This is a genomic window from Aeribacillus sp. FSL K6-8210, from assembly GCF_037963925.1.
GTDB lineage: Bacteria > Bacillota > Bacilli > Bacillales > Aeribacillaceae > Aeribacillus > Aeribacillus composti.
The window spans coordinates 1342547-1356082 of record NZ_CP150172.1 but is presented as its reverse complement, the minus strand read 5'-3'; the positions used below and the strand labels follow the sequence as shown (position 1 = coordinate 1356082).

General features: G+C 39.6%; 11 protein-coding genes and 1 pseudogene. 5 read left to right on the top strand and 7 right to left on the bottom strand.

Going from position 1 to position 13536, the window contains the following annotated elements; all coding sequences use genetic code 11:
* Positions 1–57: 57 nt before the first annotated feature.
* Positions 58–1503, top strand: coding sequence for an N-acetylmuramoyl-L-alanine amidase (locus NSQ41_RS06605; protein ID WP_339199520.1), 1446 nt, complete (start codon positions 58–60; stop codon positions 1501–1503).
* A gap of 82 nt (positions 1504–1585) precedes the next feature.
* Here the strand turns inward: NSQ41_RS06605 and NSQ41_RS06600 are convergent, their stop codons facing one another.
* Entirely contained in the window at positions 1586–1744 is a 159-nt protein-coding gene (locus tag NSQ41_RS06600; RefSeq protein ID WP_339199517.1) for a DUF1540 domain-containing protein, read from the bottom strand.
* A 738-nt stretch (positions 1745–2482) separates the two neighbouring features.
* Positions 2483–3044, bottom strand: a pseudogene (locus NSQ41_RS06595) (FAD-dependent oxidoreductase).
* A gap of 233 nt (positions 3045–3277) precedes the next feature.
* On the opposite strand from NSQ41_RS06595, the gene splB reads away from it, so the two are divergent.
* Together splB and NSQ41_RS06585 are read left to right on the top strand one after the other, a co-directional pair.
* Positions 3278–4294 (top strand): spore photoproduct lyase, encoded by a 1017-nt coding sequence (splB, locus tag NSQ41_RS06590; RefSeq protein ID WP_339194957.1) that lies wholly within the window; start codon positions 3278–3280, stop codon positions 4292–4294.
* Between the two features lie 135 nt (positions 4295–4429).
* Positions 4430–4792, top strand: a complete 363-nt coding sequence (locus NSQ41_RS06585) for a DUF4183 domain-containing protein (protein ID WP_339199510.1) — start codon at positions 4430–4432, stop codon at positions 4790–4792.
* Between the two features lie 75 nt (positions 4793–4867).
* On the opposite strand, the gene NSQ41_RS06580 is transcribed toward NSQ41_RS06585, so the two are convergent.
* Both NSQ41_RS06580 and NSQ41_RS06575 read right to left on the bottom strand, forming a co-directional pair.
* Positions 4868–5251 (bottom strand): DUF4183 domain-containing protein, encoded by a 384-nt coding sequence (locus NSQ41_RS06580; RefSeq protein ID WP_311067116.1) that lies wholly within the window; start codon positions 5249–5251, stop codon positions 4868–4870.
* Positions 5252–6142: 891 nt separating this feature from the next.
* Entirely contained in the window at positions 6143–6706 is a 564-nt protein-coding gene (locus tag NSQ41_RS06575; protein WP_339199508.1) for an FAD-dependent oxidoreductase, read from the bottom strand.
* Positions 6707–7702: 996 nt separating this feature from the next.
* Between NSQ41_RS06575 and NSQ41_RS06570 the strand changes: the two genes are divergently transcribed.
* Positions 7703–9094 carry a polysaccharide deacetylase family protein gene (locus tag NSQ41_RS06570; protein WP_339199505.1) on the top strand — a complete coding sequence of 464 codons (1392 nt, stop codon included), beginning with the start codon at positions 7703–7705 and terminating at the stop codon, positions 9092–9094.
* 704 nt (positions 9095–9798) lie between these two features.
* Here the strand turns inward: NSQ41_RS06570 and NSQ41_RS06565 are convergent.
* Positions 9799–10215, bottom strand: coding sequence for a universal stress protein (locus NSQ41_RS06565; protein ID WP_339199501.1), 417 nt, complete (start codon positions 10213–10215; stop codon positions 9799–9801).
* Between the two features lie 171 nt (positions 10216–10386).
* Between NSQ41_RS06565 and NSQ41_RS06560 the strand changes: the two genes are divergently transcribed.
* Positions 10387–10944: a DUF420 domain-containing protein gene (locus tag NSQ41_RS06560; RefSeq protein ID WP_339199498.1), complete on the top strand. Its 558-nt coding sequence runs from the start codon at positions 10387–10389 to the stop codon at positions 10942–10944.
* 572 nt (positions 10945–11516) lie between these two features.
* Here NSQ41_RS06560 and NSQ41_RS06555 read toward each other — a convergent pair.
* Both NSQ41_RS06555 and NSQ41_RS06550 read right to left on the bottom strand, forming a co-directional pair.
* Positions 11517–12455 (bottom strand): alpha/beta fold hydrolase, encoded by a 939-nt coding sequence (locus NSQ41_RS06555; RefSeq protein ID WP_339199495.1) that lies wholly within the window; start codon positions 12453–12455, stop codon positions 11517–11519.
* A gap of 122 nt (positions 12456–12577) precedes the next feature.
* On the bottom strand, positions 12578–13504 hold the full coding sequence (locus NSQ41_RS06550) for a dipeptidase (RefSeq protein ID WP_066251054.1): 927 nt from the start codon (positions 13502–13504) through the stop codon (positions 12578–12580).
* Positions 13505–13536 lie beyond the last annotated feature (32 nt).

The following is a 13536-nucleotide window of genomic DNA, read 5'->3' as shown; positions in this document are numbered from 1 at the left end:
AATAAAATATTTGTAGACAAGCGAATTGGATGTTTGAAAACGAAGGAGGATATTGCAGTGACAACCGTTCTTTTAGACCCTGGCCACGGAGGAAGCGATCCCGGCGCAACCTATAGAAATTATGAGGAAGAAGATTTTACGTTGACTATTGCCCTCTTGGCAAGACAACATTTACTTGAACATTACCAAGTCAACGTTCTCATGACGCGCACAGACGATCGAACAGTCGGTTTGTCAGAAAGATCATCCATGGCTAACCGAGAGAATGTTGATTTTTTCTGTTCCATTCATATTAATGCCGGCGGAGGAACAGGTTTTGAAAGCTATGTTTATAACGGAGGGGCCTCTCCAAGAACGATCCAATACCGGTCCGTCATCCATGATCAAATTATGAGCGTTATCGGTCCGAAATATAGCGTAAAGGATCGGGGCAAAAAAAGCGCCAATTTTCACGTGTTAAGAGAAACAAAAATGCCTGCGGTTCTTTTGGAAACATTGTTTATTGACCATTCGAATGACATCAAACTTTTAACATCGTCTGACTTTATGAGCGACTATGCAGCAAGCTTAGCCGATGGAATCGGAAAAGCGCTTAATTTGCCCAAAAAGTCGACACGCACCACCCCAACTCCGCAGCCATCGCCAGCTGCAGGCAGCAGGATGTACAAAGTCATTGCCGGTTCCTTTAAAAACCGAGAAAATGCAGAAAAGCTGATAAATGAACTGAAAGGAAAAAATGTTGATAGTTTCCTTTCCGCTGCGATGGTGGACGGAACAAGTTATTTCCGCGTTCAAACAGGGGCATTTAAAAATTTGCAAAATGCAAAAGACCAGTTGGCAAGGCTTGTTCAATTAGGATACAAGGATGCATTTATATTAACTCCTGCAGAACAAGGAACGGCACAATCAGGCCAAAAGACAGATTCATCTCGTTCATCAACACTTCAACCGAAAACCCCTTCTCCCGATTCAAGGGATATCCCTATTTTAGGAGAAACGCTCGTATCGGGAACAATCTTGGATTTATATGTAGGAAAAACAAATCCTAGCGCACCTCAGCTGGGCGATTTGTATGAACAATTAAGCAAATCCTACGGAATTCGCGGCGACATCGCATTTGCACAAGCAATTCATGAAACGAACTATTTCCGTTTTACGGGAGTAGTCAATCGCAATCAAAACAATTTTGCCGGAATCGGAGCTACCGGTCCAAATGTTACAGGAGCAAGCTTTTCTACTCCGAGAGAAGGGGTTCTGGCCCATCTTCAACATTTATATGCATACGCCACAACGAAGCCTCTTCCAGCCGGGTTCCCCCTTGTCGATCCCAGATTTATTTATGTGGAACGAGGTTCTGCCCCGACCTGGAAAGATTTAAATGGGAAGTGGGCCGTTCCCGGCAGCCGTTACGGAGAAATGATTTTATCCATTTACCTATCCATTTTGCAGTTTGCAATTCAACAATTGAACGCTGCTCAATCAGCCATAAGCAAACAAATATAATCTGAATTCCAAAAAGATGTTGTATAAAAATGAAAAGATTATCAAAAATACAAAGAGAGCCAACTTCCGGCTCTCTATTTTATTAAAATGTTTCTGGTTCAAACGTCTTGCAATCAGTTTCCTTTTGATTTTTTGCCGTTTTTCCTGAATGACTTACGACATAAATGGCATCAGCTGCACATTTATTCCCTTCCGCCCAATATTTGCAGTTATTTACCTCACACAAAACGTCCTGCGCCATGTTTGTCACCTCCCAGTTATATATTTTCCTTTGGAAAGTGATTTGATACTTGTTGGTTGTGAAATGTCCATGGCAATATTTCGAACCGCAAAGACAATCGTTTTTGCATGTTTTGTTGGCTGTTTAATGAATTCATGATTATCATGTCATTTTAAGCCAAAATTCGATTTATTTTGTCGATGGACAAGCAAGGTGATCTGCTCCATACCAAAAGGTGCCTCAGAAAAAGAAAATGCAAACATTTGTAACGCCTCAGTCCTCCATTCGCCATGCAATTTCATTCATCCGCAACATTCATTTAGTGATTTGGAATGACAAAAGCCGCCATTTGCGGCGGCTTTCTTTTATTTTGCAAAAATGTGATTACCGATCACTACATGTTGTTTTTGCCGGAAAACGATTCCATTTGGCAAGATCCATAAAGCTTTATTATCTTTTCGACAATCCGTCTTCTGTCCATCATGCAGCAGAAAGCTCTATTTTTCAAGAAAATCGAGGCAAAAAACAGGTTTCATCAATTTGGCAATTGTGCCGCCTCCGCTTTTGCTGCAAGCATTCGGGCTCCCTTTTCAGTACACAATTTCCTTATTTTTGCTGCTTTCTTCGCTGGTTGGCTGTTGTATCCATTTGTTTGTTCTTTTGTTGAGAAAGAAGAATCGCTTTGGTAGGTAAGTTCGCTTTTGCAATGAAATAAAAAAGGACATAGTCGCTTGATGCCTTGTCCTCATTCCTTTTTATTCATTTTTTCAAAACATCATGGTCGACGTAACGCTCGCCGTTCAGCTCACTAATAACATTGATCGCAACTTTGGCGCCGTCGCCGGCAGTGATGATCGTATGTACGCTGACACCTGCAGCTGTACCCGCAGCCCAAATTTCCGTAAACGTTTGTCTTTCCTAGTGCATCGACATCAAATATTGTTTTAATGCGGGGTTCAGTCCCGTCTTTTGTCTTTAATCCGACTTTGTCGGCCAAATCTGTCAGAACTCCTGTAGCTAATATGACGTGTTTTGTTTCATAGGATCCTTTATCCGTCTTGAATACAAGCCCTTCCGCTTGTTTTTCAATTGTCTCCACATTTTCTGCCACAATCTCCGCGCCGAATTTTTCCGCTTGTTTTTCCCTGTTTCAATTAAATCAGACCCAGAAATTTCCATAACCCATATGGTTTTCAATCCAAGCTCGTTTCGTCACGGATTTATCGTTGTCCAACACAAGCGTTTTTTTACCGGCTTTTGCCGTGAACAAAGCGGCGCTTGCACCCGCCGGACCAGCCCCGACAATGACTACATCATACATGTTGCAATTCCCCCTTTTAGGAAAACTATTGTACTTCCATCGTAAGCGCAATTAAAACGAATTGTAAAGATCTTCATCTGCCTTTTCCTTGCAAGGGGAACCGCTTTTGTAGGAATCGTCCTCTCAACATTTTATTATTTCCGCAAGCAGTTTGAAAAGAGGACGGGATAAAATCTCATGAAAATCAATAAAACGGAAGGAATATCGGCATAATAACATAGAGGTGATTGATCATGAAGCCGTTTATTCCACAACTCGTATACATTGAACCAAGAGCCCTTGAATACCCGCTTGGAGTGGAATGGAAAGAAAAATTCGAAAAAATGGGAATCGACATTCGCTATACAACTTCCCACAATCAAGTGCGTAATATCCCCGGAGAAACACCTCTCCAGAAATACCGCAATGCGAAGTCGACTTTAGTCATCGGGGTTCGAAAAACATTGAAATTTGATACGAGCAAGCCTTCTGCCGAATACGCCATTCCACTGGCAACCGGTTGCATGGGGCATTGCCATTACTGCTATTTGCAAACAACGTTAGGAAGCAAACCCTACATTCGCGTTTATGTAAATTTAGAGGAAATTTTTCAGCAAGCTAAACAGTATATAGAAGAGAGAGTTCCAGAAATAACCAGATTTGAAGCTTCGTGTACGTCTGATATCGTCGGGATAGATCATTTAACACATTCACTCAAAAAAGCGATCGAATTTATTGGAGAAACAAAGCTGGGGAGATTGCGGTTTACAACGAAATATCATTACGTAGACCATTTATTGGATGCCAAACATAACGGCAACACCCGCTTCCGATTCAGCATCAACAGCGATTGGGTCATTCGTCATCTGGAGCCGGGAACATCAAGATTGGATGAAAGAATCAGCGCCGCTTTGAAAGTCGCAAAAGCAGGATATCCTATCGGTTTTGTTGTTGCTCCGCTATATCGGCATGATGGATGGAAAGAAGGATATAGAAAATTATTCAAAAAACTGGGTGACGTAATCGAAGACGATAACTTAACATTTGAATTGATTCAACACAGATTCACGAAACCTGCCAAAAAAGTTATCGAAGCAAGGTATCCAAAAACGAAACTGGAAATGGATGAGAAAAAAAGAAAATACAAGTGGGGGCGGTATGGAATTGGCAAATATGTTTATCAAACAGAAGAGGAAAGGGAGCTGAAAGAGACGATGGAACAATATATTCACTATTATTTTCCTAACGCCATCATCGAATACTTTACGTAAAACTGTAAGGAATACAAACCTTTTTTAAATCGACGGTCAGAAATGGTTAATTCAACAAAAACATTTTCTTTTGCTAGCTCACCTTTTCTTGAACGAACATATGATAAAACAAACAGTTTACGAGGTGATACAAATATGAAGGAAAATCACACAATCGATGTTCCCGTTTTATATGATTGGGTCCGTTCCGCCTCCCGCCTCCACATGAACGTTCGGCTTCATATGAAACAAAAGCCTTTAAAAGCTGAAACATTTTACTATTATGCTTTAGCTGATGGAAAAAAGACCGTTTATACGGACGCCGATCAAATCAAAGAATTTACGAATAAAGGGATCTTGGATCCAAAAGATGTATCCTATATCCGGCTTTTCATTAACGGTGTTTTACAACCGCCGAACATTTATGAAGTGAAAAAAGGAATGTTAAGATTAAAATCAAGCGATGTCCCGCAAAAAGGTGTTCCTATTATTTTGGAATTTATTTCCATATATTTATAATTGAGGAAATAGGTGATGCCTGCACGGGATAAAAAAATCAGGATCCAAAAGAAGGACTTTCGGATCCTGATTTTGTTAAGCTGACACAACAGTTGTCGATTGAGGTGAATAATTGACCACTTCCAGTACAATTGGCGTGTCAGCTAAAATTGGATCTCCACCTGCAGGCACATTGATCGCAAGCGAACCGACCGTCGTTGCTCCCGGCGTATACGTACTTAGTCCGCCCATTTGAAGCACTCCGTTGACATAAACATTATAATAACTGTTGTTAGCTGCCAGTGCAGGCAATTCTGTAACAGCTGAACCATCATCTTGAAAAAAGCTGGCTGCATCAATGGTGAGCGTACTTCCCGGAGCAGTCTCTGCAGTCGTGACGTAGAAAAATCTTTGATCTTGAGGAACGACATTCGTTGTTGTGGACGCAGTGACAACCAATTTCATTAATTGCAGAGCCAATCAAACCCCTCCCTTCATACGATCTATTTCATCGTATGTAAAAATGCGGCGGAAGCTATAGACAAATACATAAATTCTATGTATAGCCGATTCCCTATTTTTAAGGGCTCCAATGGAAAATTCAAGGGCTTTTTTATTAATTGCTCTTGCTTCAGCGAATGGCAATAGTGATTATAAAGCAGCAAAATATTTCAGTTTTAGATTCGTCAAAACATTGTCACTTTTTCCGAACTTTTCTTCATATAAAATAAAACGCCAGGAGATTCTCCCGTGACAAAATCATGTCCATCAACATAGATATCCTCTCCACGTGAACGAATTCTTCTATTTGTGCCATTTTCTGCTCCCCCCTCTTGAAGTCCCCCGTGGGACTCACCACTTCCTCCTTCAAGTAAGTCCTGTCGGATTGTCTGCTTCCACACAGAAGATGAACGCCTAGTGTTTCGTTCTCCCTAATTGTTCAGTCCTTCCTCTTTCGTCTCGAGTTCGAAAGAGTACTATGACCTCTGCTGACTTCTGACTGTTCAGCTATCGATTACTCGATAGGTTACCAAGGTTACTTGGCGTGCCAGCCAGACCTCCCCGGGTAAGAGTGTAATCTTTCCTTCCATCCATCTGCTTCATTTACTCTGTATCACCTTCGGCAGAAAGGGCTTTGTTTTGTTGTGCAAACTCACCCAGTGATACCTAGCCTCATATGAAGTTCGTGTTCCGAGAGACCCAAAGTTCGCCGCTCGCTTCCTTCAGATTCCGCGTCACCACGGACACCCTTGCGTTAGGCTAACCACTACTTCTGCCTTCGTGGCTCGGGACTTTCACCCTAGAGATTACACCCATGCCGGGCGCACATAAAAAAAGACAAGACAAATGAATGTCCTGTCTTTTTTGAAGTTAATTTTTCAATAAATCATGATCGACGTACCGTTCGCCATTCAGCTCGCTGATGACATTGATGGCCACTTTTGCACCGTCACCGGCGGTAATAATTGTATGTACGCTTACGCCAGCAGCTGTACCTGCTGCCCAAATTCCGTCAATATTTGTTTTTCCATTTGAATCCACATCGAATATTGTTTTGATGCGAGGCTCTGTTCCGTCTTTTGTTTTTAATCCGATTTTCTCGGCTAAATCCGTCAATACTCCTGTCGCCAAAATAACATGCTTCGCTTCATACGAACCGCCATCGGTTTTGACGATAAGTCCATCCTGTTTTGTTTCAACTGTTTCCACTTGCTCGTTTTTTATTTCTGCCCCAAACTTTTCAGCTTGCTTTTTCCCAATATCAATTAAATCAGGACCTGTAATTTCCAAAACACCATAGTGGTTTTCGATCCATGCCCTTTTCGTCATTGACTTATCGTGATCTAAAACTAATGTTTTCTTTCCAGCCTTCGCTGTAAACAGTGCAGCACTTGCCCCTGCAGGACCGGCACCAACAATAATCACATCGTACATCTTAACTCCTCCTTTGCCAAAAATGTTTATAATTTCATTGTAAACGCAATCGAAAACAAATGTAAAGAAACTTGCTTACCAATTCTGAAAATTAAAAAATCCATATATGATCTCCCTTCTCCAGCTGAATATAAAACCTTTGTAGGCTGGAGATCCCGAAGTAAAACCGCTTATTCCCCTGTTGATCTATTTTAAGCATACAGTAAAAAACGCTATTAAAATTCGCTATGCGGCTTCCGACAACCCAATGTGCAATGTTCCACAAAACTGCTACATAAGTTCGCCGGAGTAAGAAAAACATTAAAGTCAGTATATGACACTCCTTTGGCGATTGGCATTACAAACGAAACTTAGTCATAATCCATATTATGCAAATTCAGGTGAATTTTTTTAGCAGACTGAACCATATATTAAAGAAAGAGCGTCTAAATATATTAGTTTGAAACTTTAATGGAATAAATCATCATTTACTTGAAAAAAATAGGGAAGCTTTCGTTTAACAACAAAAAATTTATTTATGAAATGAACATTACAACGGCTCTGATAGCAGCAACTCGACCATTCAACATCTTGAATATTTGATAAATATTTTACGCATTCTCTCGGCTTCTTTATTCACCGCTAGATCGTCACGAAACAGGTTGAGATAAAGGTTTCGAACGACAACTAACATTTACACTAGATCCATACCTCTTTACGAAGCTTTCAAAAAAGATTGGTGAAGCGCATATCCAAACCGAAGCAATGAATGAAATGACAAGAAGATAAAGAATCATCAAGTATATGAATCAAGCTCAAGAAAACGGACTGAAACAATATATTTATGATGATATTTCGAATTTCATAAGGATCGCAGAAATGTATGGATATAAAAGCCAATTTTAAAAAAATTTATTAAAAATGGAAAACGGCTTTGACATCTTTTCATCCTGATAGTACTCTATATTCGTTGACATTTTACATACGGCATTTATTTAAAGAAGGCAGTGAACATTAGTGAAATCGTTTGTATGGAAAATAAGCGGCATCGTTTTCATTTCGATCATTTTCATTTTTTTAATGTCTTTTTATTACAAAACATTAAGGGTACAGTCTGTCCCAGCAAATGGAAGCAAACAAATAGAAAAATCGCAATATGATGGAGTTGACTTAATTTCAGATATTGAGGATAAAAAAGAATTCCATTCCGCCATACACTATCCGAGATTTCAAAGCAGCAAACTGAATGCATCCATCCAGTCTTACGTCAAAGAAGAGAAAAGACGGTTTCACGAACAAATTCAATCCCAAAAATGGCGCTTGTTTAAAGATTCGTCGAATTTTTCTCTGACTTTTCGCCTCTATCCGGTCACAGACAGCGTCTATTCTTTTGTTTTTACTTCGGAAAGCCATTCAGATGGGGAAAAAGAAAGTAAAGACTTTAAAATCTTCATAGTCGATTTGGCAGCAGAACGTTTTATAAACAGCCAAGACATTCTTGAAATCGATGAAAAAACAAAAGAAAAGCTGCATGTTCAATTGACGGACCAGTTTCTTCAATCAAAAAAATATAAAAAAAGCTTTAGCAAAAAGAAGCTTAACAAGTGGCTCAATCACCCATATAACGATTTTTCCAATATTTATTTGACAAACAAATTCATTGTTTTCAAGTTTCATAGCAATGAAGTAACAGAAGGTGCTGAAAGTCCTGAAATTTCCATTCCTTTAACGAAAGGAAAAGAGTTATTGACAGAGGAGTGGCGAAAGCGATTATGGATGGAAGAAAACAAACCAAAAAAAGCAGAACCATTGCCGAAAAAACCTCCCATCCAAAAAGACGAGCCGATCAAAAGCAAAAAAATAGTTGCTCTAACATTTGATGACGGCCCTCACCCAAAATATACAACAGAAATTTTGGATTTATTAAAATCGTATCATGCAAAAGCCACTTTTTTTGTGATTGGTCAAAGAGTTAATTTTTATCCTAATATTGTAAAAAGAATAGGTTCGGAAGGACATGAAATTTGCAACCACAGCTTTAGCCATAAAGATTTTACAACTATAAAAAAAGAGAAAATACTTGAAGAAATAAATATGACCGATCAAGAAATTTTCAAGGCATCGGGCTTAAAAGCGAATTGCGTCCGCCCTCCATATGGGGCTGTTAATCAAAAGGTCAGATCAGCTATTGAAAAGCCTATCATTCTATGGACTGTAGATACATTAGATTGGAAAACGGATGACCCAAAAAAAGTACTTAAAATCGTTCAAGCCAAGACAAAAAACGGTTCCATCATTTTAATGCACGATATTCATTCATCCACAGTAGAGGCATTGAAGCTAATCTTGCCATATTTAAAACAACAAGGTTATGAGTTTGTAACTGTATCAGAGATATCAAAAAAATGAAATCCTCGTCACATGCAGTTGGCGACCGAAATATGAAATGCATACAATGGCTATTCTTATAGTGTTGAATGCGATCCTCTTCCCAAATCTATGGAAACGTTCAACAGAAATTTTGAAAGCTGAAACGTTTGATGCCTATTTTAATGAAAAAAATGGTCTGTCCTGCTAAAGAAGCTTTGCAGTGGAAATGTGTGAAAAGGAAAAGGGATTTTAAAGCGATTCCCATAAAAAGATGTTCCAGTATTTTAACGTTTGCACTCATTTTTGGCCATAAAAGCAGGGATCCAAAAAGGTCAGCATTTTGGGTCCCTTTCTTTTATCAAGCCGTAACAGCTGGTGCCGATTGATGTACACAATAGAGCAATTGATTTGCTTTTCCTTGCAGAAAGTTGATTGCTTATAAACCAGACGTCGCTGCTCTACGTTTTTCATTTAATGCACAAATACGTTTATATTGCTGTTATTCATGGGCAGTGCATGCCGCAAACCGCCTTTCTTGCTGCAGCAATTGTAAAGTATTCCCCAAACAGCTTCTGCTGTAATGCAAGGCATATTGTTATTCTCTTTAGAGCCCATCCCCTCTTCATTTCATCCTATCCAGTAATGATCAAAAGCTTTGAACAATTTTTCCCTTTCACTTTATAGCAAACAAAAAAAGCCCATTTTAGCTCGTATGTAAACTAAAATGGACAAATTTCTTATTTTTATTTAATGATTAAGACTGGACATTGAGCCTCTTGGGCTACTTTTCGGCTGACGCTTCCCAACAACGTTGCTTTCAGTGCGCCTTTTCCGGCACTTCCCATTACAATGATGGAATAGTCATGTTCTTTTGCATAATCCGTAATAATTGTTGCTGGTTCCCCTTGGAAAATATGTGTTTCATGCGGTACGTTGCTTTCAGTAAGGAAATCAATCGCTGGTTTTAAAATCGCTTCGTTTTCTTCATCAATTAATTTGGAAATATCAACAAAATAATACTGTTCTGTAAATCTTAAATTATTGACATGCAAAATCGTGATTTTTTCAGACCCAACTGTTTTGGCAAGTTTTACAGCATGCTCAAGCGCGCGTGTAGAATGGGCAGACCCATCCATTGGAACTAATATTTTTTTGTACATCCTCATCCCCTCCAAAAGAACTATTTTTTTCTTTATTTCCATTTTATCAAAATTTTTCTATAATTTAAGTAGAGATTTGTCAAAATTTCGATTTTCACCACTTTGTCACTTTTAAATCCATTTTAAAATGATAAAATATACAATGAGAAAATTTATGTTAGGAGGAAAAAAATGGACTCCATCCAAAACTATGAACAGCCTCACAACAAAAAAAATTACACCGGCATTGTTGTGACACTGTCAGTTATTATAAATGCCATTATTTTACTGTTATTTTTCTCTCCAATCGGATATCGAGGCGAAGTCCATTTTGATTTGACGATTTTCCCAAGACTTAATGCGATTTTTAACAGCTTTACGTTCGTCTTTCTGCTCGCTGCTCTTTATGCAATTAAAAAGAAAAATATTAAAGTACACCGGAACTTTATCATCGCAGCGTTTACAACGACCACCTTATTTTGTATTTCTTATTTAACCTATCATTTTTTGCAATCTGAACCGACCCGTTATGGCGGTGAAGGATTTATGAAAACATTTTATTTATTTATTCTAACTTCCCATAGCATATTAGCAGCCGTCATTGTTCCGCTTGCATTGTTTGCCTTTTTCTGGGGAATGTCAAGACAGGTAGAAAAACACCGGAAAATTGTTCGCTGGGCGATGCCGATTTGGCTATACGTCTCATTTACTGGTGTTCTTGTATACATCTTGATTTCTCCTTATTATTAAATCGAGTAGGAGGGAGCGATTAACTCCCGTCCTCTCACACCACCGTACGTACGGTTCCGTATACGGCGGTTCAATTAAGATAATTGACGCAAGTCTTTATAACTTCCGTGAATAGCTGTTCTCTTTATGCCAGTGGTCACTCCACCCTCCAAGAGATCTCCCACGGGATTCACCGCTTCCTCCCTCAAGTGAGGTACTACGTTTTCTGTGTTCATCATGACTCACTGAATGCCAAGGGCTATTCTCTCTTAATTGTTCGGTCCTTCTTAGTTGTTCTAGACCAACTAATACTATGACCTCTGCTGACTTCTGACGGTTCAGCTACTTATCACTAAGTAGGTTATGAAGCGTACTTCACATATCCGCCAGACCTCCCCGGGTAAGAGTGTAATCTTTCCTTCCATCCATCTGCTTCATTTACTCTGTATCACCTTCGGCAGAAAGGGCTTTGTTTTGTCTTGCAAACTCACCCAGTGATACCTAGCCTCATATGAAGTTCGTGTTCCTCAGACCGGAAGTTTGCCGCTCGCTTCCTTCAGATTCCGCGTCACCACGGACACCCTTGCGTTAAGCTAACTGCTACTTCTGCCTTCGCAGCTCGGGACTTTCACCCTATAGATTACACCCATGCCGGGCGCACAAAAAGAAGGTTGACCGAGCTGTCCGGTCAACCTTCTTTTTCGTTTAGAAACTCTTTCATTAAATAATCTTTTTTTTCGATCATCGTTTAACTTTCTTTGCCGTTCAAGCCATTCTCCTGTTTGTTGAAACAATTCGGTTGAATGACAAATAGACGAAAATGTATGGTTTCCGCCGATAATGAGTGATTTTTCAACGCTGTTAGCCCTTTTTTTGAAGCTTTTTTCATACAGGCAAGCATAAGAAGGAGAAATGACTTCATCTTCTGTTCCGTGGGCAACGAATACGTCACCTGTAAACGATTTTGCCTCTTGTAAAGGTGTGTACTGTTCAAGCGAGCGGAAAAATGTTTTCGTTAAGGAATAGCCTTCATAATCAACATATTGGCTTGATTCTGCTTCTTCTAAACCTTCCTTTCCAACTATGGCCGCTATATCTTCAAATGGCCGACCGACCGCTCCCCAAATCGCCAAATTTTTCACGCGGTCATCCCGTACAGCTGTGAGTGTCGCCACTGCTCCTCCTAAACTATGGCCAAGCAAATATAATTCATGTTTGTCAATGAAAGGAAGCTTTTCAACAAAATCGATAACATGAATCGTTTGTTCAATAAAGCGGTCGAGGCCATAAGTTCCGTAAATACCGCTGCTTTCGCCGCAGCCTTCGTAATCAAACCGCAAAACGGCAAAGCCGAGCGAAGCAAAATGGTTGGCTGCTTTGACGAACAATCGGTTGACACCTATTCGGCTTCCTACAAAACCGTGACAAATAACAACAACCGGAAATTTTTCGTTTTTAGATGGAGCGTTCGGTATATGCAATGTGGCAGCTAACGATGCCTGTTGGCTCGGAATATAGTACATTTTTTCCATAAAATTAACCACCTTTAATCGTTCGTTTTTTTTATTATAATGTTTATAATTCCGATAAGTCAAGTATGTTTTTGGGGATTTAAACTCAAAAAAAAAGCAATCTTAACAGTTTGCTTTTGCACCTATTTCGGTAAATGATTGAGAAAATTTTGATACGCAAATCCTTTCACTTCGTCCTCATTATAATATTTCAGCAGTTCATTGATCAAGTTTTGTGTTTTTGCCGCATCTTCCAATCCTATTACTTTTTGCTCAATTCCGTCAAAATCAGAGCCAAGTCCGATTTGTTTCACTCCACCTAGCATGCAAAAATGGTCGATATGTTTGATTACATCTTTGATTGCTGCCTGATCATTAGTTGTTAAAAATTGGGGGGCGTACACGATGTGAATGGTACCGCCTTTTTGAAACATTGCCCTTGCCTGTTCATCGGTTAAATTGCGCTGATGATCACATAAGGCGCGGGCGTTTGAATGGGTCGCAATCGGATAATCCGCAAGCTCGATTACATCCCAAAACGCACGCTCGCATAAATGGGAGACATCAGTGAAAACTCGATGCTCATTGTTTGCTTTTATGATTTCCTTGCCAAATGCTGTTACACCAGCGCCTCGTTCTTCAAGTGCTCCATCAGCTGCCAGATTGGCATAATTCCATGTCAATCCAACCGATCGAACTCCCAGCTGATAAAGAAGTCGAAGTTTGTAGAGATCTCCTCCAATCGCATCAACACCTTCGAGAGTCAGCATCGCCCCAATTTCATGTTCCTCAAGCTTATAAAAATCAGACCAATCCTTTATTTGCTTCATTTCCGGATTGTTTCCAAGCACTTCTGTAAAAAACAGATCGATTTGTTCAAGCGCCGCTTGGAATTTGTATTCAGTTTTTATTTTTTGATCGATAAAGACGGCAAAGCATTGAACCTTAATTTTACCTTTGATCAATCTTTGTTTATTCGTATCCAAATACGAGGCGTTAGCAAACTTCAGCTTTCCTTTAGCATTCGCCAGCTTCATCAGCGCATCACAATGAAGATCAATAATATTCATGTTTTCCCCCTGTTTTTTATGATAAAAAAAAG